General features: G+C 65.2%; 25 protein-coding genes. 5 read left to right on the top strand and 20 right to left on the bottom strand.

Annotated features, from left to right (window positions below):
• Positions 1-60 precede the first annotated feature (60 nt).
• Positions 61-819 carry a competence/damage-inducible protein A gene (locus tag C7450_RS27930; RefSeq protein WP_110377769.1) on the bottom strand — a complete coding sequence of 253 codons (759 nt, stop codon included), beginning with the start codon at positions 817-819 and terminating at the stop codon, positions 61-63.
• A gap of 249 nt (positions 820-1,068) precedes the next feature.
• Between C7450_RS27930 and sfsA the strand changes: the two genes are divergently transcribed.
• Entirely contained in the window at positions 1,069-1,779 is a 711-nt protein-coding gene (sfsA, locus tag C7450_RS27925; protein WP_110377791.1) for a DNA/RNA nuclease SfsA, read from the top strand.
• Between the two features lie 157 nt (positions 1,780-1,936).
• Positions 1,937-2,257, top strand: a complete 321-nt coding sequence (locus tag C7450_RS27920) for a hypothetical protein (RefSeq protein ID WP_110377768.1) — start codon at positions 1,937-1,939, stop codon at positions 2,255-2,257.
• Positions 2,258-2,487: 230 nt separating this feature from the next.
• Here C7450_RS27920 and C7450_RS27915 read toward each other — a convergent pair whose 3' ends face one another.
• Complete coding sequence (locus C7450_RS27915; RefSeq protein ID WP_110377790.1) at positions 2,488-3,336, bottom strand: FkbM family methyltransferase; 849 nt, start codon at positions 3,334-3,336, stop codon at positions 2,488-2,490.
• Positions 3,337-3,511: 175 nt separating this feature from the next.
• Here C7450_RS27915 and map point away from each other — a divergent pair, with 175 nt between their 5' ends.
• On the top strand, positions 3,512-4,339 hold the full coding sequence (gene map, locus C7450_RS27910) for a type I methionyl aminopeptidase (protein ID WP_110377767.1): 828 nt from the start codon (positions 3,512-3,514) through the stop codon (positions 4,337-4,339).
• 11 nt (positions 4,340-4,350) lie between these two features.
• Entirely contained in the window at positions 4,351-5,097 is a 747-nt protein-coding gene (gene radC / locus C7450_RS27905) for a RadC family protein (RefSeq protein ID WP_110377766.1), read from the top strand.
• Between the two features lie 125 nt (positions 5,098-5,222).
• Here the strand turns inward: radC and C7450_RS34155 are convergent, their stop codons facing one another.
• A complete protein-coding gene (locus tag C7450_RS34155) occupies positions 5,223-5,654 on the bottom strand; it encodes a hypothetical protein (protein ID WP_170147484.1) in 432 nt (143 codons plus the stop codon).
• On the opposite strand from C7450_RS34155, the gene C7450_RS27900 reads away from it, so the two are divergent.
• Positions 5,610-7,451, top strand: coding sequence for a putative bifunctional diguanylate cyclase/phosphodiesterase (locus C7450_RS27900; protein WP_170147483.1), 1,842 nt, complete (start codon positions 5,610-5,612; stop codon positions 7,449-7,451). The genes C7450_RS34155 and C7450_RS27900 overlap by 45 nt on opposite strands.
• On the opposite strand, the gene C7450_RS27895 is transcribed toward C7450_RS27900, so the two are convergent.
• From C7450_RS27895 to C7450_RS27815, 17 genes are all read right to left on the bottom strand, one after another.
• Positions 7,435-8,031 carry an exopolysaccharide biosynthesis protein gene (locus C7450_RS27895; protein ID WP_110377764.1) on the bottom strand — a complete coding sequence of 199 codons (597 nt, stop codon included), beginning with the start codon at positions 8,029-8,031 and terminating at the stop codon, positions 7,435-7,437. The genes C7450_RS27900 and C7450_RS27895 overlap by 17 nt on opposite strands.
• Before the next feature lie 180 nt (positions 8,032-8,211).
• Complete coding sequence (locus tag C7450_RS27890) at positions 8,212-8,496, bottom strand: usg protein (RefSeq protein WP_110377763.1); 285 nt, start codon at positions 8,494-8,496, stop codon at positions 8,212-8,214.
• 313 nt (positions 8,497-8,809) lie between these two features.
• Positions 8,810-11,020 carry an esterase-like activity of phytase family protein gene (locus tag C7450_RS27885; RefSeq protein ID WP_110377762.1) on the bottom strand — a complete coding sequence of 737 codons (2,211 nt, stop codon included), beginning with the start codon at positions 11,018-11,020 and terminating at the stop codon, positions 8,810-8,812.
• Positions 11,021-11,131: 111 nt separating this feature from the next.
• Positions 11,132-12,307, bottom strand: coding sequence for an ABC transporter permease (locus C7450_RS27880; RefSeq protein WP_110377761.1), 1,176 nt, complete (start codon positions 12,305-12,307; stop codon positions 11,132-11,134).
• Complete coding sequence (locus tag C7450_RS27875) at positions 12,304-13,218, bottom strand: ABC transporter ATP-binding protein (protein WP_245450159.1); 915 nt, start codon at positions 13,216-13,218, stop codon at positions 12,304-12,306. The genes C7450_RS27880 and C7450_RS27875 overlap by 4 nt, the downstream gene beginning before the upstream one ends.
• A 134-nt stretch (positions 13,219-13,352) precedes the next feature.
• Entirely contained in the window at positions 13,353-14,351 is a 999-nt protein-coding gene (locus C7450_RS27870; RefSeq protein WP_245450153.1) for an HlyD family secretion protein, read from the bottom strand.
• Positions 14,348-14,998, bottom strand: coding sequence for a TetR/AcrR family transcriptional regulator (locus C7450_RS27865; RefSeq protein WP_110377758.1), 651 nt, complete (start codon positions 14,996-14,998; stop codon positions 14,348-14,350). Before C7450_RS27865 ends, C7450_RS27870 begins: the two co-directional genes overlap by 4 nt.
• 334 nt (positions 14,999-15,332) lie before the next feature.
• Positions 15,333-16,616 carry an FtsX-like permease family protein gene (locus C7450_RS27860; RefSeq protein WP_170147482.1) on the bottom strand — a complete coding sequence of 428 codons (1,284 nt, stop codon included), beginning with the start codon at positions 16,614-16,616 and terminating at the stop codon, positions 15,333-15,335.
• On the bottom strand, positions 16,613-17,317 hold the full coding sequence (locus C7450_RS27855; RefSeq protein ID WP_110377756.1) for an ATP-binding cassette domain-containing protein: 705 nt from the start codon (positions 17,315-17,317) through the stop codon (positions 16,613-16,615). The genes C7450_RS27860 and C7450_RS27855 overlap by 4 nt, the downstream gene beginning before the upstream one ends.
• A gap of 102 nt (positions 17,318-17,419) precedes the next feature.
• A complete protein-coding gene (locus C7450_RS27850) occupies positions 17,420-18,064 on the bottom strand; it encodes a nucleotidyltransferase family protein (RefSeq protein ID WP_110377755.1) in 645 nt (214 codons plus the stop codon).
• Positions 18,061-19,116 carry a molybdopterin-binding protein gene (locus C7450_RS27845; RefSeq protein ID WP_110377754.1) on the bottom strand — a complete coding sequence of 352 codons (1,056 nt, stop codon included), beginning with the start codon at positions 19,114-19,116 and terminating at the stop codon, positions 18,061-18,063. The genes C7450_RS27850 and C7450_RS27845 overlap by 4 nt, the downstream gene beginning before the upstream one ends.
• On the bottom strand, positions 19,113-19,811 hold the full coding sequence (locus C7450_RS27840; RefSeq protein WP_110377753.1) for an XdhC family protein: 699 nt from the start codon (positions 19,809-19,811) through the stop codon (positions 19,113-19,115). The genes C7450_RS27845 and C7450_RS27840 overlap by 4 nt, the downstream gene beginning before the upstream one ends.
• Before the next feature lie 19 nt (positions 19,812-19,830).
• Complete coding sequence (locus tag C7450_RS27835; protein ID WP_110377752.1) at positions 19,831-20,154, bottom strand: XdhC family protein; 324 nt, start codon at positions 20,152-20,154, stop codon at positions 19,831-19,833.
• Positions 20,155-20,227: 73 nt separating this feature from the next.
• A complete protein-coding gene (locus C7450_RS27830) occupies positions 20,228-21,463 on the bottom strand; it encodes a vWA domain-containing protein (RefSeq protein WP_110377751.1) in 1,236 nt (411 codons plus the stop codon).
• Between the two features lies 1 nt (position 21,464).
• Complete coding sequence (locus C7450_RS27825) at positions 21,465-22,376, bottom strand: AAA family ATPase (RefSeq protein WP_110377750.1); 912 nt, start codon at positions 22,374-22,376, stop codon at positions 21,465-21,467.
• Positions 22,377-22,568: 192 nt separating this feature from the next.
• Positions 22,569-23,372: an FAD binding domain-containing protein gene (locus C7450_RS27820; RefSeq protein WP_110377749.1), complete on the bottom strand. Its 804-nt coding sequence runs from the start codon at positions 23,370-23,372 to the stop codon at positions 22,569-22,571.
• A gap of 158 nt (positions 23,373-23,530) precedes the next feature.
• The gene (locus tag C7450_RS27815) at positions 23,531-25,891 is read right to left on the bottom strand and encodes a xanthine dehydrogenase family protein molybdopterin-binding subunit (RefSeq protein WP_110377748.1); all 2,361 of its coding nucleotides are present in this window, start codon (positions 25,889-25,891) and stop codon (positions 23,531-23,533) included.
• Between the last annotated feature and the right edge of the window lie 6 nt (positions 25,892-25,897).

Genomic DNA, 25,897 nt, shown 5'->3' with positions numbered 1-25,897 from the left:
ACGAGCGGGCCTTGACCTTGCCGCTCCGGCGGAAGGGGGCAAGGCCCACGGTCTCAATCATCATGAGCGCGCCGCATTGAGGGATGTCAGCATGTCGCGCACGGCGGCCGTCGCAACGGCAAGCCGCGATGCCTCGCGTGAGCGCAGCACGAGATTGGTCTTGAAACCCGTCTCGTCGTTGAAGGGATAACTGCCGATCATCACGTCCGGGTAGCGTTCCGCGATCGCGCGCAGAGGCCCGGCAACATCCCCCTCCTTGCATTCTGCGCGGATGGTCTCCGACAGCATCACGCGACCGGTGGCGAGTTTCGGCGCCACACTATCCAGCATGGCCTGCATGATCGTCGGCACGCCTGCCATCACGATAACATTGCCGATCCAGAAGCCCGGCGCCTTCGATACGGGATTGTCGACGAGGTCCGCCCCTTCCGGGATACGCGCCATGCGGCGGCGTGCCTCGTTGAGGTCCTCAGGTTTGATCCGCTCCAGGAGGCGGGCGATGGCGCGCGGATCCTCATGAATGGGGACGCCGAACGCCTTGGCGACGCAGTCGGCGGTGATGTCGTCATGGGTGGGGCCGATGCCGCCGGTGGTGAACACATAGGTGTAGCGCTGCCTGAGCGCGTTCAGCGCGTCGATGATCGCCGCCTCGTCGTCGGAGACAACGCGGACCTCCGTGAGATCGACGCCGATCGCCGTGAGATATTCGGCGATATAGCCGATGTTTTTATCCTTGGTGCGGCCTGAAAGGATCTCGTCTCCGATGACGAGGAGAGCTGCCGTCACCACGCCCGTCTCAACCGCAGTCGCCTCGCCCATGCTCAATCTCCTTGCGAGCCGGGACTATCCGGTCGCTCGACGCCCCGTTGATCTACTCTCTGCCTCGGCCTCTCTCAAGAGCGCAGCCGGGAAAGCGGGCCTGCCCCGTGCTTGAGAACGGAAACGCGGGCTGATAACCCACATCTGCTCGTGGAGCGAATTTGACATGTGAGTCCCGCCCGACATCAAGCTCCAGATCAAATGTCGGAGTCGAACCCCTATCATTATGGTGTCTTCGGAAGGCCTCCGATGCAATTTTCATCCCCTTTGGTCGAAGGTCGCCTGATCACGCGGTACAAGCGCTTTCTGTCCGACATCCAGCTGGCCGACGGCAGCACTGTCACGGCGCATTGCGCCAATCCGGGCGCGATGCTCGGTCTCGTGACGCCGGGCAACCGCGTCTGGCTGTCGCTTTCGGCCAATCCGGCCCGCAAGCTTCCCTATTCATGGGAGATGGTTGAAGCAAATTTCGGTGCGGGCGCGCAATTGGTCGGGATCAATACATCCCTGCCGAACAGTCTCGCCGCCGAAGCCATCATCGCCGGCCTCATCCCAACGCTCGCAGGCTATGCCCGCCTGCGCCGGGAGGTCAAATATGGCCGCGCCAGCCGCATTGACATCCTCCTGGACGATGACGACCGCCCTCCCTGCTATGTGGAGGTCAAGAACGTCCATATGATGCGCCAGCCTCCCCTCGCCGAATTCCCCGATTGTGTCACCGCGCGCGGGACAAAGCATCTCCACGAACTCGGCGACATGGCAGAAGACGGTTACCGCGCCGTCATGCTGTTCCTCATCCAGATGCAGGCCGAGCGCTTCACGCTCGCGCGCGACATTGACCCGACCTACGCGGCCGCCTTCGACCGTGCCCTGCAGCGCGGTGTCGAGGCCTATGCCGTCACCTGCCATCTGACCCCACAGATGATCATGGTGGATCGACTTGTCCCGATCATCGACTGAGGTCCGTCAGATCAGATCCCATGACGATGGTTACCTAGAATCATAATCCTTGTTGTTATTGACACGGGCATCGGGCACCTTGCGCCAAGTTTATGCGGCGCCTGGAGCCAATCCCAGGCTTCACCACGAATTTCTGAGGGTTGATATGCCTTTCCCATTGACCGCCCTGGCCATCGGCGCGCACCTCTTTCTTGTTGCGGAGGGTCCAGTGCCGACGCTCGATACCGGGCCCAGCTGCCGTGCAGCCGCGGAGTTCGGCGCCGAGTCCAAAACGACCTTTGCCGCATGCATGGCTGACGAAAACAGTGCCCGCGTCGCGATCGAGAAGGAATGGAAGACCTTCGATTCCGGCAGTGTCGCCCGCTGCCTCTCGGAAACGCGCTCCGACGGCACGCCGAGCTATGTCGAACTGCAGGAATGCCTGGAGCTCGCCCGCGATTCCAAGAAATACCAGAATCAACCGCAGCCGAAGATCTGAGGCGAAAGCGACCGCTCGATTGCGGCTTGGAGCGCATTACGATCTGATTGCATCAGATCGGCGCTCTAAGCTCCGTTATTTCAAGCATAATCGCATCGATCCTCATTTCACTCCTGTCGGATTATGCTCTGGAGCATTTTCGAGCGAAGTGGACACCGGTTCGCGTGAAGAAAATGCGCTAAAACAAAGACATGGAGCATTTTCGCGATTCGGAGAAACGCGAAAATGCTCTAGCGCTCGAACACCAGGTTGAGGCGCGTGCGCGTGACGAAGCGATATCCCTTGGAAACGAGGAGTTTCGGCAAATCCGTCTGCCAGCGCCCCTCACCGTCTTCGATGATCAGGAGCTTGGGGAACAGCGCCTCCGGCGCCTGATCCAGAAATGGCTCCATGATCAGATCCTCGGCGCCCTCCACGTCGAGCTTGGCCGCATCCAGATGCGCAAAGCCTTCCTCGCGCAGAAGTTCGAGCAGGGTCTTGGCGGGAACCCGAACGGCAGTCGTGTTGTCCGAACCGACGATCTTGACGCTTGATTCGCCGCGGTTCTCATAGTCGAGAAACAGCGTCAGCTCGCCGGACTTGTCCGCGAGCGCACAAGCGATCGCCTTGATGGTACCGAAGGGATTGAAACGGATATTGGCGACCAGCCGTTCGAAGATGTCCGGCTGGGGCTCGATCGCCAGGATCCGCGCCCGCGGTCCGGCCTGGGCCGCGGCAAACAAGCTGTACGCGCCGACATTCGCGCCGATATCGATGAAGGTGCAATCGCCCTTCAACCGGCTCGCGAGGATTTCCCGCTCCTCCACGTCAAAATACTGAGGCGTGAAGAGAATCCGCTTCTCGCAAACATTGTTGTAGGGAAACAGGCGCATGCGCACGCCGAGTGTCTCCACGTCCACCGGCCGCCCATCCAAACCGCGAAGCGCAATATTGCGCAGCGCCAGCGCTGTCCGCTTCGGCAGCCATACGTCCGGCATCGAGCGGGTCATCGCAATGATGGACCGCAGCGCATTGTTGGGGGCGAAAGTTCCAAAGGGCTCGCTGTCATAGGAGCCGGCATTCACGGGACGAAGCGTCATGGTGGCGATACTTACACCGGCCGCGCGCAATACGCCAGCATGCGCGTGCACCCGGCGCGACCCCTTGCGGTGATCGCGCCATGGACTAGACTTGACGTGGGGGATCGTCGAGGAGCGCACTGCTTGCATTGGGCAGCAGGCCGCGGGGCCCCTACGGGATTTTGGGGTAGCGCATATGATCGAGCTCAGCGACGCGCTTGTCGGACGCCGCGGCAATGGTATCAAGATCTATGGCCGCGAAGCCTTTGCGGGCATGCACCGGATCGGCCGCATCGCGGCCGAATGCCTCGACATGCTCGCAGCTCACGTCCGCCCCGGCATCACGACCGAAGCCATCGACAAGCTCGTCTTCGATTTCGGCATGGCGCATGCTGCCTTGCCGGCCCAGCTTATGTACCGCGGCTACCGCCATTCCTGCTGCACGTCATTGAACCACGTGGTCTGCCACGGACAGCCCAACGACAAGCCGCTGCGCGAAGGCGACATCATCAATATCGACGTGACCTTCATACGCGATGGCTGGCATGGCGACTCGAGCCGCATGTACACGGTCGGCGAGGTGCCGCGCCGCGCCATGCGGCTGATTGAAATCACGTATGAGTCCTTGATGCGCGGCATCGCGGTCGTCCGGCCCGGGGCGACGACCGGCGATATCGGAGCCGCCATCCAGGAATTCGCCGAAGCCGAACGCTGCTCGGTGGTGCGGGATTTCTGCGGCCACGGCATTGGCCTCGAATTCCACGAGCAGCCGAGCATCCTGCATTTCGGCCGCCGTGGTGAAGGGGTTCCCCTGGAGCCGGGCATGATTTTCACCATCGAACCGATGATCAATCTGGGGCGTCCGCAGGTGAAGGTGCTGTCGGATGGCTGGACGGCTGTCACCCGCGATCGTTCGCTATCCGCGCAGTTCGAGCACACCATCGGCGTGACCGAGACAGGGGCTGACATTTTCACGCTCTCGCCGGCCGGCCTGCACTGCCCCCCCTATGCCAGCGCCGCTTGAGGCCGAACACGATGGCCGAGGCCAAGCACGACGATAACCCCGTCATCGGTAAGGAATCTCCGGCGTCGCGGCCTCCGGAGGATGCTGCGCCGCACTATGCCAAACACCGGGAGCGCCTGCGGAACCGCTTTCGCGAAGCAGGCGACACGGGCCTTGCGGATTATGAGCTTCTGGAACTCGTGCTCTTCCGCTCGATCCCCCGGCGTGACGTGAAGCCAATCGCCAAGCAGCTCCTCAAGCGCTTCGGCAGCTTTGCGGAGGTGCTGGCCGCCCCTCCCCCCCGCCTCGTCGAGGTGAGCGGTATCGGCGAGAGCGTCGTCACGGACCTCAAGATCATCGAAGCCGCCGCGCGCCGCCTCACCAAAGGTGAGATTGCCCAGCGGCCTGTTCTGGCCTCATGGAGCACCGTGCTCGACTATTGCCGCACGGCCATGGCATTCGCGGACAGGGAACATTTCCGCATTCTGTTCCTCGACAAGCGGAACGCGCTGATTGCCGACGAATTGCAGCAATCCGGTACAGTCGATCACACGCCTGTCTATCCACGGGAAGTGATAAAGCGCGCCATCGAACTCGCCGCAAGCGCCGTGATCCTCGTCCACAACCACCCATCCGGCGACCCGACACCGTCGACGGCGGATATCCGCATGACGCAGGACATTATCGCCATCGCAAAATCTTTAGGCATCGAGGTACACGATCACATCATCGTTGGCCGAAATGGCCACGCCAGTCTGCGCGGCATGGCCCTAATATGAGGCCGTTAACCATGAAAATGGATTGACCACGCGCTTCCCTTCATAAGAATTCGTAACCAGTTCGCACAAGCAACGACTCGTCAATTCAATCTGTGAAATATGCAGTGTGCGTCACTGGCCGCGGACTAGCCTGCCATTCGATCGCGAGGAACATCGCCGCTTTGTTGCTCTCCGGTTTCCGCACCGCCCGGCCAGCGGCCTTGATTGGTCGTCTTTTGTGGCCAATCGCGCTGATCGTCGTTGCGGTTATCGCGGGGATGCTGCTTGCGCTCACTTATATGAGCAACAGCGTCGATCAGTGGTCGATCGCGGAACAGCGGCAAAGGATCGTCGGAACCCTGACGACCCATAAGACAAAAGTTGAACAACGACTCGATACCATACTGGCCACGACGGATCTCACTGCGTCCGAGGCGCCGAGCGCCGCATCTCTCCCGAATGTGGCCGGCGATCACGCATTCGCGCACGCCGGTCGCTTCGACGCTCTGGTTATCATGGAAGGCCCGCGCATCGTGCGCACCGTCGCCCTCTCCGGAACGGACCGTGCCGGCGAGCATGGGAGCCGCGAGGCGCTCGTTCGCTTCTTTCTCAGCAATCCGCCGACACCGGGTCAGGCGATCGATCATTTCGTCTATCACGACAGCGCCGTCTATCTCCTCGTCGCCAAGGATGCACGCCGACCGAAACCGGCTGCCGTCGCAGCGCCCCACCGGACCGTCGTCCTCATTTACCGCTACACGCACGGAGATGTCGAAGAAATCGGCCGGGCGTCGGGCAGCGCCCCGGTCACGCTGTCTCGCCAGCCTGATCCGCGGCATCAGATCCTGCCGATCAAGTCATCCCTGGGCGATACCGTATCGCTGTCCTGGCAACCGTCCTCTCCGAGCGAAGCCGTCTGGCCACGGCTCGTGGGCATCGCAGCGCTCACCTCGATCATCGCGCTCATCGCCCTGGGCATCGTCTGGCTTGTCATCCGACGCCTCGCCCGTGATGAGATTCGCGACCAGGAGTCTTCACGCCGGCTCGCCGGCCAGGATGCGCTATCGGGATTGCCCAACCGCCTCTCGTTCAGCATGCGGCTCGAACAGGAACTCGCGCGAGGCCAGCGCACGGGTGAGGGTCTTGCCGTCCTCTTCCTCGACATAGACCGCTTCAAGGACATCAACGATATCTACGGCCATGCCATCGGCGACAACGTCATCCGCATCGTCGCGCAGCGGCTCTCTGACCTTCTGCGCGGCGCGGACACGCTGGCAAGACTTGGCGGCGACGAATTCGCAATCATCCAGACCGGCGTCAGCGCCCACCATGATGCCGAGGCGCTCTCACGCCGCATTCTCGACGCGATGAAGAAACCGATCGAGATGGGCGACACGATCGTCTCCGTCGGCGCTTCGATCGGCATCGTGCTCAGCCCGCAAAACAGCACGGATCGCGAGACGTTGCTGCGATTGGCGGAAACGGCGCTCTATCAGGCCAAGAACGGTGGCCGCAACCGGTTCAGCTTCGTAGAGCGCCAGATGGACGAGGCGCTGAGGCTGCGCAAGGTCGTTGAGGACGATCTGCGTAAAGCGATCGAGAACGATGAACTCGTCCTGCATTATCAACCCCAGGTCGAGATAGACAACTACACGGTCGTCGCCGTGGAGGCGCTGGTGCGCTGGCCGCATCCGGTGCACGGGATGATCGCGCCGGAGAAGTTCATCACTGTTGCCGAGGAACGAGGCCTCATCATAGCCCTCGGCGAATGGGTCCTGCGACGGGCCTGTACGGATGCGATGCGCTGGCCTGGCGTCCGCATCGCGATCAATGTGTCCGCCATCCAATTCCGCCATCGCGACTTCGTCTCGGACGTCATGCGTATCATCACCGATTGCGGTATCGATCCCACGCGTGTCGAGTTGGAACTGACGGAAAGCGTGGTGGTCAAGGACGCCGATGCTGCCGAGGAAGCGATGATCGAGTTGCGCGCCCATGGTGTGCGTCTGGCGCTCGACGATTTCGGAACCGGCTATTCGAGTTTGATCTATCTGCGGCGTTTCGCCTTCGACAAGATCAAGATTGACCGCTCATTCCTGGAAGCGGCCGAAACAACCGGCGAATCCGCCATCCTCATCCATTCCATCGTGCATCTTGGCCGCGCGCTCGGCCTGACCGTCACTGCGGAAGGCGTGGAGACCCACGAGCAGCTTGAATTCCTCCGCGCGCTCGGTTGCCACGAATTGCAGGGCTATCTCTTCTCCAAACCCGTAACGGCCGAGGAGATCGACGTGATCCTGGCACAGCCCGGCACGCTCGAGGAGCGCGCAACCTTGGTCAAGAAAGTGGCGCGGGGCTCTAAATCAGCGCCGTAACACCACTGATGATGGCGACAACGAAGCCGAGGCTGAGGCTGAGGCCGATGGCGCCCACGGCGGTGCCGCCGATCACCAGAAGACCGTCGCGCTCCACGAGACCGAGCCCGACCAGGCAGGCGGCCAATCCGAGCGGGATCTGGCCGATGATCGGCGCGGCCACCAGAAGCGCCAGGGATATGACGAGCACGACAGCGCCGACGATACGGATACCGAGCGGTGTACCGAAGAAGGTGAGCCGCGGCCGCGACCAATGCTCCAGCTTGCGGATGGTGGGCAAGGCCCGGCCGACGGCACGTGCGAAATCGGCACGTGCCATGGAGCGACCGAGAACCCGCTTGGGCAGCCAGGGCGTGCTGCGGCCGACGACCATCTGCATGGCCACGAACAACAGCAGAAAGCCGAACAGGAGCGGGATCGGCGGCGGCATCGGCAGGCAATTGGGCAGCCCGAGCACGAGGATCAGCGCCGCGAACGCCTGCTGGCGCAGAGCCGCCAACAATTCGCCGATCGTGAGGCGCTCGTCGGGGCGTGCCGCCAGTTCAAGCAATACGGCTGATGTGCTGGTCGATGAAGACACTGAGAAAGGGCCACCAATGGGAGCGCGGGAGACTTCCTAGCCTACGCAGAGCATTTGGCCAAGTCGCATCCGTCTGCCAAGTCGCATCCGTCTCCCAAGTCGCATCCCTATCCCAGATCCCTAAGCCGGATTTGCTCGTTCACTTTTGAACGAAGCAAGTCCGCAAAAGCCGGACTTGCGCTAGTGGAATGTGAACGCGTCATCGATCGTCCTGATCTCGGCAGGCTTTAGCAGGCACGCATGCGCCACGGTCACCGAATGCAGCGGCCCCTCGAGCTTGCGTTGCCAGAAGGCGAGAAAATGTCGCAGCTCGGGGAAATGAGGGGCGAGATCATAGTGCTGCCAGATGAAGGTCTGCAGCAGATGCCGATGATCCGGCATGCGGTAGAGGATGGTCGCCGTCGTCAGGCCGTAGCCGGCCAGTTGAAGCGCGAAGTCACTTGTCGAAGAATTCCTGGCGGGCATGCGCGTCAATCCACTCCTGACCCGGTGCCGGATCGGGTTGACACCCTCCGGCGCCAAACTGCCTAAAGGACCGCCTGCCGCTGTTTCAGGCAAGCTGGCCCAGCGCCTATAGTATGGGCACAGGTGCAGCAGCGATCAAGTTTTTTGTTTTTATATCAGTATCTTAGCAGCAGTCGCGCGACAGTGCTGACAAACCGCCGTGGCCTTGTGAACTGTCCGCCCTCCCTCTCTCTCAGTCACTCTCTCTGGATTGCCTACAGGGGTGCCTATGGGGGAGCGCGACCTCGGCCGCGCTCCTTTGCCCGTGGCGCGGTCAGCGGATCGCGAGTTTGCCGAGAGGAATGAACTGCGTTTCTCCCGAAGAGCCATCGACACCGTCATTGTCGGTCACGATGAAGGCATTGCCGGCCGCATCGATGACGAAGCTCTCCACCTTGTCGAGCACATAGCCCTTCGGCGCGGCGAGATCGGGGGCCAGATCGCGCACAAGGCTCTTGGTCACCGTGGGGATCGCTTCAGCGCCGGGCGCTGCGGGCGTCAGCCCTTTCACCGAAAACGACCGTAGCGCCTTCAGAGCCTTGTCACCGAGCTGGTTGTCGCGCTCCACGACCACAAACGTGCCATCACCGACAGCCGTGATCTCGGACAGTCCCACCCAACCGTTGGCGATGCTCTCGAGCGGGTAGTGCAGAACCCCCCAGGTCTTCGTGGCAGGCTTGTAGGACAGGATCTTCGCCTTGCCCTTGGGATCGTCCTTCCATTCGCGCTGCACCGCGATCCAGACCGTCTCGTCGGCGCCCTCGCCGGTCACCGTCACCCCCTCGAAGCCAAAGCGCGTGGCGTGTTTGGCCAGGGCGTCGGGCAGCGCGATCTCCTCCTCCACACTGCCATCTGGCGCAATGCTCACGAGTTGGTTGGCGGTGGGATTGTCTTTCTTCTCGGGGTTGCCTTCGGACACGATCCAGAAGCCGCCGTTGCGGCGGAAGGCGATGCCTTCGCCGTCATAGCTCGCCGCCTTCCCATCGCGCGTCACGGGTGTCGCCTTGATGATGCGCGCCGGCTTGGCCGAGGCGTCGATCTCCAGTATGCGCGTGTTGCCGTAAAAGCTGTCGGTGACCGTGAAGAGCCGGCCCGGCGTCTTCCCATCGGTCGTCAGGCCGGAGAGCGCTCCCCAGGGCAAGGGCAGGCCGTCGGCTCCGTCCACAGAGACGATCGTCGGGTAGTTCGGCGTGCCTTCAGCGCGCTTGTAGAGAACGACATGGCTGCGCGGCCCGCCGTCCTTGACATTGTCGGCCTCGTTGGCCGTGACGAGGAGGTCGCGGCCGGGGATCGCGAGGACCCCTTCCGGGGCGACGCCCGACGGCAGGGTCTGCAGATACTCCGGCGCCTGGCCCGGCCCCTTGTCGCGGAACACGAAGACGACCGAGCCGCGCTCCGAGGCGATGAAGATCAGCTTGTCGTCACCGAAGGTCGCGACCTCGCCGCCTTCCGGCTCGACGCCCTTGGCGCTGGCGCGCTTTTCCGGGAAATGGCCGAGGCGCACGGCAAGGTGCTCTAGGAGATTGCCGCTGTCATATTCGACGCGGCCATCGCGGTTGAAGATCGTGAAGCCGCGCGAGCCGCCCTGATAGTCGCCTTCGTTGGCCGTCAGGAAACGCTCGTCATCGATCCATTGGACCGTGTCCGGTTCGCGCTTCACGCCCTCGATCCGCCCGTTGAGGGCGATGACACCGTCGCGCTTGGCATCGACCTTGTCGAGCGTCACGACGCCGGCGGGGAAGTGCTTCACGACCTTGCCCGAGGCGAGATCGACGATGGCGAGGTGGTTATTCTCCTGCAGCGAGACGATCGCCTCGTTGCGGCCGTTGATGTCCACGAATTCGGGCTCGGGATCTTCCGGCGCGATCGCGCTGAGGCCGGTCAGGTCGACCACCTTCTTGCCGGCGCAATCGACGCCATCGGCGGCAAGCGGCAAAACCGTGAGATTGCCGCCCGGGAGCTGCGGGATCTTGCCCTTGTCCTTGTCCTCGTCGCGTTCGTTCTCGATGACTACGGCGAGGAATTTCTTGTCCCGGCTCGCCGCGACCGAGTCCGGCTGACCGCCGAGGTCGCAGACCTTGTCGATCGCCTTCCGGGCGAGATCCAGGACGACGAGTTCACCCGCCGGATTGGCCTTGTCCTTGGAGGTGACGACGGCAATGAGGGCCTTTCCGCCGACGATGGTGACGGAGGTCGGCTCACCCTTGAGCGGAACGAAGCCCGCCGGCTTCGGCGCCGAGGCATCCGTGATGTCGATGAAGCCGACGCCTTCCTGCGGCGAGTCCGTATAAACGAGGAGATTGCCGTCTTCGGAGACCGTGACGATCTCGGCCACCGTTGGCTTGGCAGCATCCCGATCACCGGGCAGGTTGGCGACGACCGGGAAGCTCGCGATCCGGTTGAAAACGGGCTCTGCGGCAGCGGTCAGGCTGGTGCTGGCCAAGAGCAGCGCGGCGAAGGCGGATGTGGATGTGATGCGACGCATGGCGTTCCCCAGGGCAATGGCATGTGAGCGGCATGGCTGCCGCGTGCGGACGAACGCAATCGACTGGAGTTCTATGACGGCTGCATGACAGCGGCGACGCCGCTCCCTCACTCAATCCAGCGTCTGGCGAAAACGCGCGACGGCCACGCCCATCGCCACGAACATGGCGACGGCAAGCGCCAGCGCATCCCCCTGCAAGGTGGCGAGATCGCTGCCCTTCAACATGATGCCGCGCGTGATCCTGAGGAAATGGGTGAGCGGCAGTGCCTCGCCGATCCATTGCGCCCAGCGCGGCATGCCGGCGAAGGGGAAGGCGAAGCCCGACAGCAGAATGTTGGGGAGAAAGAACATGAAAGCCATCTGGATGGCCTGCAGCTGGTTCTGCGCGACGGTGGAGAAGGTATAGCCGATGGCGAGATTGGTCGCGATGAACAGCGTCGTCAGCGCCGCCAGCAACGGCAGGCTGCCCAGGATCGGCACCCCGAACAACAGCGTCCCCGCGCCGATGATGATCGCCCCCTGGATGAAGCCGATGAGCACATAGGGCAGGATCTTGCCGAGCATGATCTCGACCGGGCGGATGGGCATGGCGAGAAGGGATTCCATCGTGCCCCGCTCACGCTCCCGCGTCACCGAAAGCGCCGTGAAGATGAGCATGGTCATCGTCAGGATGATGCCGAGAAGGCCCGGCACGATATTGAGCTGGGATACTGCTGCCGGGTTGTAGCGGGCGTGAGCGCGGATCTCGAACAAGGGGCCGCTCTCCGCATCATCACGCGGCGGCAGGCCGCGCTCATGGACCAGGGCATTGGCGACAATCCCGTTGAGCGCCGCGATCGCGCTGCCCGTCGCCACGGGATCGGTCGCATCGGCGGCGACGAGAAGCGCCGGCTTGTCGCCCCGCCGCAGCGCGCGCTCGAAATCAGCCGGAAATTCGATGCCGAACTGCACCTCGCCTGAGGCAATCGCGAAATCGAAGTCCTTCTCGCTGCGGACCTGCTTGATGATCTTGAAATAGGCGGTGTTGCTGAAGGCCGCGAGGATCGCCCGCGTGGCATCGCTGTCGTCCTGGATCAGGATGGCGGTCGGCAGATGGCGCGGCGTCGTGTTGATGGCATAGCCGAACAGGACGAGTTGCATCAGCGGGATGAAGATCATGGTCGCGAAGGTGATGCGATCCCGCGAGAGCTGCAGCCCTTCCTTGATCAGCATCGCCCAGACGCGCCGGAAGAAGCCGCCGCGCCGGGGCCGCCCGCCCTCGTCCGGACGAACGGGCGGTTCGGTCATTGGAAATTGTCCTTCGACCGGTTCATGAGGTCGATGAAGACATCCTCGAGGGTCGGCTGGTCCTCCTGCCAACTGAGGGCGGGGTCTCGACGATAAGGCGCGATCGCCGCATCAAGCTTCGCCTTGTCGCGGCCGGCGACATGCAGGCTCGCTCCGAAGGGCGCCACCATGTCGACGCCCTCGCGGCTGCTGAGCTCCTCCGCCAGCCGCCAGGTGTCGCCGCCTGTCACCGTCCACGTGGCCAGGCCGGAGTTGCGGATCACATCCTTCACCGGGCCGCGCGTCAGCAATTCGCCGTAAGCGATATAGGCGATCTCGTGACAACGCTCGGCCTCATCCATGTAATGCGTGGAAACGAGAACCGTCATACCCTCGCTCGCGAGCTGATGAATCTGGCTCCAGAAATCGCGCCGCGCCTTGGGGTCGACGCCGGCGGTCGGCTCATCGAGCAAGAGGAGCCGCGGCTCGGGCAGAATACAGGCGCCAAGCGCGAGCCGCTGCTTCCAGCCACCGGACAGGGTCCCGGCCAACTGGTGGCCGCGCCCTTCGAGACCGAGCCTGACGAGCGCCGCCTGCGCCGCGCGGCGGGGGTTGGCGAGCCCGTAGAGGCGCCCCACGAATTCGAGGTTCTCGCGAACGGACAGATCCTCATAGAGGCTGAAGCGCTGCGTCATGTAGCCGACATGCCGCTTGATCTCGGCTGCCTCCGTCAGGATGTTGTAGCCGAGGCAGGTGCCGGTCCCAGCGTCTGGCGTCAGAAGTCCGCAGAGCATGCGGATCGTCGTCGTCTTGCCGGAGCCGTTCGGTCCGAGAAAGCCGTAGATCTGCCCGCGATAGACCCGCATGGAGAGATCCCGGACGACGACGCGCTCGCCGAACCGCTTCGTGAGGCCATTCACGTCGATGGCAATGGCCCGGCCGTTGCCGGTCTCCCCCTCCCCGGCGCGCTCCCTGCCATCGCCGCCGACGTCGCTCACAGCGCGGCTTCCGCTATCGCTCACGGCCCGGCTTCCGCTATCGCTCACGGCCCGGCTTCCGCTATCGCTCATGGCGAGGCCCCGTCGCGCAAGGTTACCGTGACCGGCTGGCCGACGCGGAACCGGGACGGCTCCGCCGGCTTGGCCTCCACCATGAACACGAGCTTCGTGCGTTCCTCCTGCGAATAGATCACCGGCGGGGTGTATTCGGCCTGCCGCGACAGGAAGGAAACCTGCGCGGTGAGATCCCCCGCGCAGCCATCGCAACTCACGGCAACGGTCTGCCCGACATCGAGCCGCGGCAATATCGCTTCGGGCACGAAGAAGCGGATCTTGAGATTGGGCGGCGGCAGAAGGGCGACCACGGGCCGGCCGGCCGGCACCATCTCGCCCGGGCGGTAATAGACCTGCTGAACGCTGCCCGCTGCCGGCGCATGGACCTGCCGCCGCGTCAGGCGTTCCTGGGCGCTGGCGAGGGCAGCCTCGGCGGCAGCGACAGCATGGCGCGCCGCCTCGATGTCCTGATCGCGCGCGCCAAGCTCGGCGACCTCGATCTGGCGTTGGATCTCGAGAAGCTGCGCCGCGTTCTGGTCGCGCAACGCCGTCGCGTTGTCGAGCGCCGCCCGGCTTGCATTGCCGGTAGCAAACAATTTTTGCTGACGATCGAGATCGGATTGCGCGAGCTGAAGCGCCGCCCTCACACGCGCCTCGCTCGCCCGCAGGATGGCAATCTCCTCCGGTCGCTGCTGGGCCTCGATCCGACGCTCCAGCCGCGCCTGCGCTTCGAGAAGCGACGCCTTGGCCTGATCGCGCGCGGCCACCTGCAGTGGGTCGTCGACGGCGAACAGGGGTGCATCCGTGGCAACGGTCGTGCCCTCCTCGACGGAGAGCGTGGCGAGCCGACCCGCTTCGTCCGGCCCGATGAAGAGGAGATCGGCCTCCACATAGCCCTGAAAGCTTGGCGGGCCACCCGGCTGGCAGGCTGCAAGGCCGAGCGGCGCAGCAAGCGCCAGCGCGACGCCCCAGCCGGCAAGCCCCCTGCGCGGCAGGGACAGAATCGCGGTCAAGCCCTCTCGCATGCGAGCCCCCGCATGAGAACGTCGATGTAATTGTCGAGGAAGGCCTCGGTATCAAGGGGTTCGAAGGGTTCGAACAACGCTTGCCAGATGACCGACACCAGGAGCGGCGCCGCGACGATCTGCGGGAAACGCTGCAAAGCGGTCGAGGAGATCTCGCCGCGCGCCACCCCACGCGCGGCAATCGCGCGTATCAAAGCCATGATGCGCTCCACCACTTCATGCCAATAGAAAGCGGCCAGCCAGGGGAAGCGCGGGGCCTCGCTGATGACCAGCCGCAGGATGTCGGCGCGCTGGGTGCCAAGGACTTCACGCTGCATGACCCTCGCAAGCGCCCGCAGCAGATCGCGCGTGTCGCCCTCGAAGGATGCGGCCAGCGTCGTGCCACGCGCGATGATGGGCCCGATCTCCTCGTGGATCAGGCTGCGGAACAGGGCTTCCTTGTCGGCGAAATGCACATAGATGGTGCCCTTGGCGACCCCTGCGCGTGCCGCGACCTGATCCATCCGTGTGGCAACGTAACCCTCGGCCAGGAACACGCCCAAGGCCGCCTCGAGGATCTTCTTGCGCCGCGCATCGGCACTGGCGCGCCGCCGCTTGCCCTCCTTGCCGTTCCCGCCGTTCCCCTCCCCGGCCATCCCCGCGCCCCTCTATAATGACTGACTAGTCAGTCATTATAGACAATGAGATAGCCGTTGTCTTTAACGCATCGACCCGGGAAGCGTGCTTTCTTGGCTGTCGCTGGACCGCGTCCGTCTGCTGCGGACTGGCTCCCTCAAAAATAGACGAGGAAATCCATCGACTTTGATGATATCGGACGATCCCCTTCGAGCGGGATATGCCCCACGCGGACAGGCAGCACCTGCCGGGGTGCCCCGCAGCCAGAGCACATCCGCGGCTTGCGCAAAGCGGCGGATGGCGAGGCGGGGGAACGCATGGCCGGAGGCTATTGGAACGATCCGGGTTCCCGCATCAGACGCGCGCGATGGCGACAATCGGACGGCGCGCCGCGATCCAGGCGGGAATTGCGGCCAGCACCGCACCGCCAAGCGCGAGCGCAGCCAGGAGCGGCAGGTCCGAGGCGTTCACGCCGATGGGCAAGACAAGCGCCGTGGAAAGGGTGAAGAAATCACCCAGAAGAAGGGCGGCGACATAGCCAAGGACCACGCCGAGAACGAGCCCGAACGCCACGATCGTGAAGAGCTGCGTCCAGACCAGCCCAAAGATCGAGGCGCGTGTGACACCAAGCGCGCGATAGGCGGCGATCTGTCCCCGCCGATGGCCGAGATGGCTGATCGCGATCAGGACAACAGCCACGGCGACGATCCCGAGCCCCCCGAACGCGATGACATTCAGAGCTGCCTGAAGATTGGCGAAGGTACCGCGCAGGGCCTCGATCTCTTCCCTCGGGATGATCGCCATCGCCACGTCGCTGCTGTAACTGTCCTTGAGACTTTGCGCATCGGCCGGGGACCTGGCCCGCAGGGCGACGGCCCCGACATGCCGCAGGGGGCGCATCCACGGCTGGGTTGACGACGGCGTAGGAGGCGCCAGAGCGCCAACGCGCGTCGTCCCTTCACCGACCCGGGTCATGACGAGCCGCGGCGGCGCGGCGCCGATGATATCGTCATCCGCAGACCACGGGACGACCTCCTCTCTCTGCCAGAAGCTCTCGAGCGGCACCAGCACCGCGCGGTCCCAAGGCGTGCCCGTCCAGTTCAGGCGCCCCACGATGGTGTAGCTGTTCAGTCCACGCACGCCCGGCCCGCGGCGCCGGTCGTCGGGCGAGAGCGTCACAAGCTCATTCGGACCGACCGGCGATCGTGCGCCGACGATCGCCTCGCCCGGCGCCATGAAGATCCGCCCGGCGGCGAATTTGATGCGCCCGCCATCCGTTGCGAAGGCTGCCGTCGTCCCGATGATCGGCATGCCGCGAAACCGTTCGCCGAAGATGAGTGGCGCAGCGGATATCGCGCGCTTGTCGGCAAGAAGCTGTTCCACGACCTGCGGATGCATCGCGACGAGTGGCTCGCGGCGCAGCAGAAGGCTCGACAGCGTCAGGTCGACCTCACTGCCGGGCGCTCCGACGACGACATCGAACCGTTCGGCCGCGCGGCCGGCGGCCTGCACCAGGGCGCGTTCACCGATGCGCAACGCAAGCACCAGTGCCGTCACCATGGCGATCAGCAGCACCAGGACGATCGTGGCGAGCCACATGCGGCGGAGATCGGCCGCAATCAGCCTGACAGCGATCACGACGCCATCTCCACCAAGCCGTCCGAGAGAACACGGCCGGCACGCAGCGGAACGACGCATTGCGCATGGCTGATCAGTCGCTCGTCGTCGGTAAACGCCACAAGCGTCGCGCCGTCCTCCCGCGCGAGCGTCAGAAGAAGATTGCCGATCGCTTCGGCCGCATACGGTCCCAGGTCGCCGGTGGGATCGTCCACGACGAGGATGCCGGGCCGCCTCAGCAGCATCCGCGCCAGCGCCACGCGGCGCCGCTCTTCCCGCGTGAGGCCGTCGACCAGCCTGCCCGGCTCCGCCAGCCCGACGCGTTCCACCAACGCGATGGCCCGGTTGCGCAGATCGGCCGAGCCGCTCCAGAATCCGAAGCCGCTGCGATGACTGAGCCCGGCCGGCAGCAGCACATTGTCAACGATGCTGAGCCCGGGGAATAAATTGGTCTCACGTGACAGGAACCCCACGTGGCGGGCACGCCAGAGGTCACGCCTGGACGCGGTGAGCGCCGCGATATCCACCCCGTTCCACGCCACCCGGCCGCTCGTTGGTGTCTCCAACCCGGCGAGCACGTTATGGAATGTGCGCCTGGCGAAATCGGCCCGTCCGGTCACGGCCATCGTCTCGCCACATCCAAGCTCCAGCCGGGCGATCGACAACTCGGGCGTCCCCCGATCACGGGAGACGGTAACCTCGGCGAGCTCTAGTGCCTGCATGGTCAGATACTTCAGTAAGCCGCGGGGGCGAAGGAGCTCGCCTTACCCGCCTATTTTTATGGCATGAATGGCAACCTTTCGTCGAGATGGATCACAATCTCGTCAGGTGTGATTTTTGATGTGGACAGCCTGTTTCGCGGAATCGGCGAAGTCCCTCGACATGTCGGCCAGCGCTTCGGGCGTATCGACATCCCTGACGATCCCGGGATCGTCGACGGCGATTTCAAGGACCGCTTCACGCGCGAGCAACCGCCGCGCGCCCTCGTCCCCGGCAAGCCCCATGACCGGCGCAAACAGACGGCGCGCCAGAAGCACGGGGTTGCCCCATCGCCCGCCGCAAGTCGGCACCACCGCTGCGTGCTCGGGCGCCTTGGAGAACGCATCCATCAGGCGGCCAAGGAGCGATGCGGAAATGACAGGCATGTCGCCGAGCAGGATGATCGCGCCGTCCATATCGCCGGGAAGCGCAGCGATCCCGGCTTGCAGCGAGGAGGCCAGCCCCGTCGCATAGGCCGCGTTGTGAATGAATGTCACCGGTTGGCCCGGTAAAGCCGCGGTGATGGCTGCAGCGACAGCGTCGGCCTCGTGGCCCGTCACCACGACAACGGGCCGTGCCGTCGAAGCGAGGGCCTCCGCCACGGCGTGAGCCACGAGGGGTCTGCCGGCGAGAGGAACGGTCAGCTTGTTCACCGCCCCCATCCGTGTCGAGCGGCCGGCGGCCAGGACGATCGCCGCGACTTTTTTCATGCGTCGTCCCCAAGGTCGTCATGGCCGTTGGCGTCGAGCTCGGGCTCGCCACCCTCGCGCGGCTGGGGACGCGACCGGATCTCCATGAGGAGCCCGCCGACGCCGAGCCGCGTGATGTCGGCGCGTGTCACGGCGAGCCGCGCGAGCAGGCGATGCAGGATCCAGTCGAAGCCATTCTCCTTCGGTGAACGCGCACAGCCAGGCGCACCGAGGACGGGGCGCCCCGCCCGCTCGCCGAGAAGCAGCAGATTGCCGGGATCGACGGGCATGCCGAGATGCCGGATCTCGCCGCCCACGGCCTCGAGCGCGGCCGGCACGACATCGCGGCGGTCGGCCACGGCCGAAGCGCCGAAGATGACCAGGAGGTCGGCCTTGGCCGCGTCCGCAGCTTCGATGGCCGCGGCGAGCGCCGCGGTCTCATGGTCGACGCGCAGGTCCGCAACGATGGTCGCGCCGGCCGGCGCGAGCCGCTGGCGCAGGACCTTCAGCGTTTTGTCGATGGTGCTTTCCTTCAGCGAGGGAAGCCGCGTCGAGATCACGGCCACACGTTGGAGCCGATAGGGTGCAACCTGAACGAGAGGGGACGCACCGGCCGCCAGGTCCATCGTCCTTGCGAGAACCGCGCCGGCGACCGCATAGGGGATGATCTTGACCGTGCCGACCATGTCGCCGGCCGCCACCGGCCTGTAGGCTTGGAGGGTCGCCACGGTCACGGTCTCGTCGACGGCGTTGACCGCATCGATACCTTCAGCATCGACGACGAGAACGCCGGACGTCGCGGCATAGAGATTGGCGCGTCCGGTGAAGGGAGCCTCGACCCTGACGCCCGGCCCCGCCACCGCCTCCGCCAGCGCAGCCGCCGCCTTGTCTTCGGGCACGTCGTCCGGCTCCAGGCGGGCGACGGTCAGCGCGGTGACGCCCGCGGCCTTGAGATCGGCGATGTCGGCCGCCGCGAGCCGGCTCCCCTTCTTGATCAGACGCTGCGGCAGACGCACGGAATGGGCGACAACGGCCCCTTCCGCCTCGTCCAGGCCGACCGGTCCGAATTTCACGACGCCTCTCCGCGCGGTGATGTCAGCCGGAGTGCGGCGACGACCTCACCCAGGATGGCAAGCGCGATCTCGGCCGGGCTCACCGCACCGATCGGCAGCCCGATGGGCGCCTTGATGCGCGCCAGATCCATATCGGAGAACCCCTGCTCGCCCAGGCGTTCGAGCCTTTTGGCGTGGGTCTTGCGCGACCCGAGCGCGCCCACATAGAAGGCCTCGCTGCGCAGCGCCGCCGCGAGCGCGGGATCGTCGATCTTGGGATCATGGGTCAGCGCCGCAAACGCCGTATAGCGATCGATCGGCATATCCCGGAGCACCGCATCGGGCCATGCGGCCAGAAGCCGGACATCGGGGAAACGCTCCGGCGAGGCGAAGGCGGTGCGCGGATCGATGATCGTGACATCGAGATCGATCAGCCGCGCCATCGGCGCGAGCGCCTGGCTGATGTGCACCGCGCCCGTCACGACGAGCCTGACAGGCGGCACCTGGACGGTGAGGAAGTAACGGCCGGCATCGGTCTCGAGGAGGCCGCTCTTGCCGAGCCGCAGCCGCTCCGCGATCCCCGCGCCGAGCGGATCACCCGCCACATCGGCCGCTTTCACGAGCCGCTGCGGACCACCATCGAGCGGCGTCACGAGAACTGCCGCACGGCGCGCGGCCCGCTCGGCGTTCAGGGTGGCAAGGCTTTCGAGTTCCATTGCTTTTCCCCGTCCGGCCTCAGGTCACCGGCTCGACGAAAACCCGGATGCGCCCGCCGCAGGAGAGGCCGACGCGCCAGGCGGTCTCGTCCGCGACACCGAATTCGAGCATACGTGGCGTTGCATCGGCGATGACGTCCAGCGCCTGGGTGATGACCTCGCCCTCGACGCAGCCGCCGGACACCGAGCCCAGGAAATTACCCTCGCCGTCAATGACGAGATGGCTGCCGACGGGCCGCGGTGCCGAACCCCAGGTCTCGATGACGGTGGCAACGGCAACCTGGCGGCCGGCGCGCTTCCAGGCCTCCGCCTCGTTCAGGATCTGATCGTCGGTCGCGAGCATGAGCGGCCCCCATTGTTGCAAGCCAGGCGAATGCCTGCTCGGATATCAAGTGCCTGCCCCGATATATCGTATCTCACGCGGCGGGCAGCAACCAGCGGCGCGGGTCGGCGTCCTCCCCTTTCACCGACAATGCCGCGACCAGGGCCGTCATGGCATTGAGGTTATGCATGGTCCGGAATTCATCGACATGCGGCAGCATGGCACGGATGCCGCCGGCCCTGGCCTGGAAGCCATCGTAGCGCAGGAGCGGGTTGAGCCACACGAGCCGCCGGCAGGACCGATGCAGACGGTCCATCGCGGCGCCGAGCTCTGGCGTGACCTCCCGCTCCAGGCCGTCGGTGAACAGCAGGACGATGGCGCCCTGCCCGAGCACCCGCCGCGACCATTGGCGGTTGAACTGGGCAAGGGATGCGGCAACGCGCGTCCCGCCTTCCCAGTCCTTCGCCAGGAGGGACGCGCTCGCCAGCGCCTCATCGGGGTCGCGCCGTGCCAGCGCGCGGGTGACGTTGGTGAGGCGCGTGCCGAAGACGAAGCTTGCCACGGGCCGCCGCTCAGCAAGCGCATGCAGGAAATGCAGGAAGAGGCGGCTGTAGTCGGCCATCGAGCCGGAAATATCGACCAGCGCGACGACGGGCGGATGGCGCTCCGCCCGTTGCCGCCACGCGAGATCGACGAAATGCCCACCCGTCGCCAGCGCCCGGCGGAAGCTCGCGCGGGCATCGATGCGCCGGCCGCGCGGATCGGCACGCCAGCGGCGCGTCGTGACCTTGTCCTGCGGCAGCACGAGGCGGGCGATGAGTTGCTTGGCCTCGGCGATCTCGGCCGCCGACATCTGCGCAAAGTCGCGGCTCGCCAACCGCTCGCGGTCCGACATCGTAAACTGGGCCGACAATTCGAGCGCGCGCTTCGGTGGCGGCGGCTCGCGCGTTCCGGTGGGAAAGGCCGTCGCCACACGCTCCGCGCCCGGCTTCGGCTTGTCCTTTGACGTCTGCTCCCCCGGCGCGATCGGCGACAGTGCGGCGATCAGCTTTTCGACCAGCGCCCGCCGACGCCAGAAAAGCCGGAACGCCTGATCGAAGATCACCGACTGCGCGTGCTTCGTCACGAAGATGGCATGGAGGGTCCAGTAGAAATCCGCGCGCGTGCCGATATGGGCCGCCTCGACGGCCGCGATCGCATCGACCACCGCGCCAGGCCCGACGGGCAGGCCGGCGGTGCGCAAGGCACGCGCGAAATAGGCGATGTTGTCGGCGAGATGGCCAGCCGGGGCTGCGTCGTCGGGTGGCACCGTCCGCCGATCCCCCTGCATGTCACGCCGCCTTCAGTTCGGCCTGCACGGCATCGAGCATCGCCTTCACGGCCGAACCCTGCATTGTCTGGATGTCGTCCTGATATTTGAGGAGCACGCCGAGGGTATCCGACACGACGGCCGGATCGAGCGCCACCGCATCGAGCTCGACCAGCGCCGACGCCCAGTCCAGCGTCTCGGCGACGCCCGGCGCCTTGAACAGATCCTGCTTGCGGATGGCCTGGACGAAGGCGACGATCTCCCGCGTCAATTCGGCCGGGGCGTTCGGGAGGCGCGCCTTGACGATGGCAAGCTCGCGTTCCGCATCGGGATAGTCGACCCAATGATAGAGGCAGCGGCGCTTCAGCGCGTCATGGATCTCGCGGGTGCGGTTGGAGGTGATGAGGACGATCGGCGGGCTGTCGGCGCGGATCGTGCCGAATTCCGGCACCGTAACCTGGAAGTCCGACAGGACCTCCAGGAGAAAAGCCTCGAAGGCCTCGTCGGTGCGGTCGAGTTCGTCGATCAGCAGCACGGGCGGCCCCGCGGTGTCAGGCTCCAGCGCCTGCAGAAGCGGCCGCTTTAGGAGATAGCGCTCGGAGAAGACATCCGCCTCCAGGCGATCCCGGTCCGTCTCGCCCGCCGCCTCGCCGAGGCGGATCGCCATCATCTGCGCCGCATAGTTCCATTCATAGACGGCCGAGGCGACATCGAGCCCCTCATAGCATTGCAGGCGGATCAGCCGGCGGCCGAGCGCGCCCGCGAGAACCTTGGCGATCTCGGTCTTGCCGACGCCCGCCTCCCCCTCGAGGAACAGCGGGCGGCCCATGCGCAAGGCCAGAAACAGCACCGTGGCCAGCGGCCGATCGGCGACATAGCCTGCGCTGCCGAGAAGCGCGAGCGTTTCATCGATGGAAGACGGCAGGGATGTCATGCAGTCGCTCCAGCCGCGACCCTCAGATCAGGAGCCCGGCTTGTCCAAGGCAAGTCCGCAACAGACGGACTTGCCCCGGTGGTTCTCTTGACTTCGCCATTGGCTCCAACGCCCTCATCAGGCGCGTGCAAATGTCGACGACGAACCACTAGCCGTCTCAGCTCGGCGCAGCTTCGTCAAGGTGCAAGGCGCTCAGCGCGCCGCCGCCTTGGCTACAGCGCGCCGGGCCATCACCGCCACGAGTTGGGCGCGATAGGCGGGATCGGCGTGAATGTCACCGATCAGACCATCCGGCGAGACCTTGAGGCCCTCGATCGACTTCGGCGAGAAGCGCTTCTTCAGCGCCTCCTCGAATTCCGGCAGCCGGAAGACGCCGCTCTCGCCTGCACCGGTCACGGCGACACGGATATCACTGCCGCGCTTGGCCACGAAGACGCCGGCGAGCGCATAGCGCGACGCGGGATTGCGGAACTTGGCGTAGGCAGCCCTGCTCGCGACGGGGAAGACCACCTTCGTGATGATCTCGCCGTCCTCGAGCGCCGTGTCGAACAGGCCCGTAAAGAATTCATCCGCCGCCAGCTTGCGCTTGTTGGTGACGATGGTCGCCCCAAGGGCGACGCAAGCCGCCGGATAGTCCGCCGCCGGGTCGTTATTGGCGATCGAACCGCCGATCGTGCCGCGATGGCGGACCTGGGGGTCACCGATGAGATGGGCGAGTTCAGCGAGCGCCGGCAACGCTTGCTGGATCTCCGGCGATTGCTCGACGGAGGCATGGCGGGTCATCGCGCCGATGACGATTGTCCGTCCGCGCAACTCGATACCGGCGAGTTCCTTGACCCTGTTGAGGTCGATGAGGGCCGACGGCGACGCCAGCCGCTGCTTCATGGTGGGCAGCAATGTGTGCCCCCCGGCGAGGAACTTGGCGTCCTCGACCGTGGCGGCGAGACTGGCGGCCTTCCGCAGGCTGTCCGGGCGGTGATAGTCGAAGGCATACATGGGCTGCTATCCCTCTCCAAACGAGGCGGTCATCCCGGTCGAGGCGTCCTTGGGCGTGCGAAAGGCCGGAATCCTTAAGCGCGCGCGGTCGGCGCTGCTGGATCCCGGGCTCCCGGAGGCCCCGTCCGCTCCCCGGTATGACGTCCCGATGATTGCACTCATTCCGCGGCCATTTGTGTCGGCATCCGCTGCAAGGCCCGCCAGATCTCCTGCGAGGTGGCCGGCATGGCGACGTGCTCGTGACCCAGCGCGTCCGTGATGGCATTGATGACCGCCGGTGGCGCGGCGATGGCCCCCGCCTCCCCGCACCCCTTGATGCCGAGCGGGTTCGACGGACAGGGGGTCACCGTCATCCCCACCGTATAGGATGGCAGGTCGCCGGCACGCGGCATCGCATAGTCCATGAAGCTCGCGGTGACGAGTTGGCCCTCATCGTCATAATGCGCGCCTTCAAGCAGCGCCTGCCCGACGCCCTGGGCGATGCCGCCATGCACCTGGCCTTCGACGATCATCGGATTGATGACCGTCCCGAAGTCATCCACCGCCGTCCAGCGGTCGATCCGCGCGACACCGGTGTCCGGGTCGATCTCGAGCTCGCAGATATGGACCCCGGCGGGAAAGGTGAAATTGGTGGGGTCGTAGAACGCGCCTTCCTTGAGGCCGGGCTCCAGCTCCTGGCCCGAGAACTTGTGCGCGATATAGGCCTGGAGAGCCACCTCGCCGAAAGCCAGCCCCTTGTCGGTGCCCGCCACCGTGAAACGGCCATCCTTGAACTCGATGTCGCTCTCGGCCGCCTCGAGCACGTAGGCTGCCACCTTGCGGCCCTTCGCAATGACCTTGTCGAGCGCCTTGACGATGGCCGACATGCCGACCGCGCCGGAGCGCGAGCCGTAGGTCCCCATGCCGAACTGCACCTTGTCGGTATCGCCGTGGACCACGCTCACCTGATCGATGCCGATGCCGAGGCGGTCGGAGACGAGCTGGGCAAAGGTCGTCTCATGGCCCTGGCCGTGGCTGTGAGATCCGGTGAGGACTTCGACAGATCCGGTTGGATTGACTCGCACTTCCGCCGATTCCCAGAGGCCGACGCCGGCCCCGAGCGAGCCGACCGCCTGGGACGGCGCGATGCCGCAGGCCTCGATATAGGCGGAGAAGCCGAGGCCGCGCAGCTTGCCGGCCTTCGCGCTCTCGCGCTTGCGCCGCGCGAAGCCCTTGTAGTCGGCGAGCTCCAGCGCCTTGTCCATCGCCGCGGGATAGTTGCCGACGTCATAATTCATGATGACCGGCGTCTGGTGCGGAAATTTGGAGACGAAATTCTTCTTCCGGAACGCCACCGGGTCCGAGCCGATCTCGCGCGCCGCGACCTCGACCAGCCGCTCGACGACGAAGGTCGCCTCGGGCCGGCCGGCGCCGCGATAGGCGTCAACGGGCGCCGTGTTGGTATAGACGCCATCGACCTCGGCATAGATCGCCGGGATATCGTATTGGCCCGACAGCAAGGGCGCATAGAGATAGGTCGGCACCGACGACGAAAAGGTCGAGAGATAGGCGCCGAGATTGGCGATCGTGTGCACCCTGAGACCGAGCATCTTGCCCTTGGCGTCAAGGGCGAGCTCGGCGCGGGTCACGTGGTCGCGCCCATGGGCATCAGCAAGGAAGGCCTCCGTGCGGTCGGCCGTCCATTTCACCGGCCGGCCGACACGCTTGGCCGCCCAGACGCAGACCGTTTCCTCCGCATAGATGAAGATCTTCGAGCCGAAACCGCCGCCGACATCAGGCGCGATGACCCTGAGCTTGTTCTCCGGCGCGATGCCGATGAAGGCCGACAGCACGAGCCGCGCCACATGCGGGTTCTGGCTCGTCGTGTAGAGCGTGAAGCTGTCCGTGCCGGCATCGTAGTCGCCCACCGCAGCGCGGGGCTCGATGGCATTGGGCACGAGCCGGTTATTGATGAAATCGAGCCGCGTGACATGGGCCGCGCTGGCGAAAGCGGCATCGGTCCCCGCCTTGTCACCGAGCTGCCAGGAGAACACCGTATTGTCCGGCGCGACATCGTGGACGGCGGTGGCCCCCTTCACCTTGGCCGGATCGACGACGGCAGGGAGCACGTTGTAGTCGACGGAGACAGCCTCCGCCGCATCACGCGCCTGCAACGCGGTCTCGGCGATGACGACCGCGACATGGTCGCCGACATAGCGCACCTTGCCCTGGGCCAAGGCCGGATGGGCGCCGGCCTTCATCGGGCTGCCATCCTTGGAATGGATCATCCAGCCGCAGATGAGCCCGCCGATCTTGTCCGCCGCGAGGTCCGCGCCGGTGAGCACGGCGATCACCCCCGGCATCGCCAGGGCGGCGGACGTGTCGATGCCGCGTATCTCGGCATGGGCATGCGGCGAGCGGACGAAAGCGGCATAGGCCTGTCCGGCCCGGTTGACGTCGTCGGTATATTGGCCCTTCCCGGTGATGAAACGCTGGTCTTCCTTGCGGCGCACCGCGGCGCCGATCCCTGTGGCGTTCATCTCTGC

This window comes from Chelatococcus asaccharovorans (assembly GCF_003201475.1).
GTDB classification, from domain to species: Bacteria; Pseudomonadota; Alphaproteobacteria; order Rhizobiales; family Beijerinckiaceae; genus Chelatococcus; species Chelatococcus asaccharovorans.
Note: the sequence above shows the minus strand (reverse complement) of the source record. Positions and strands in the feature narration are given on the sequence as shown.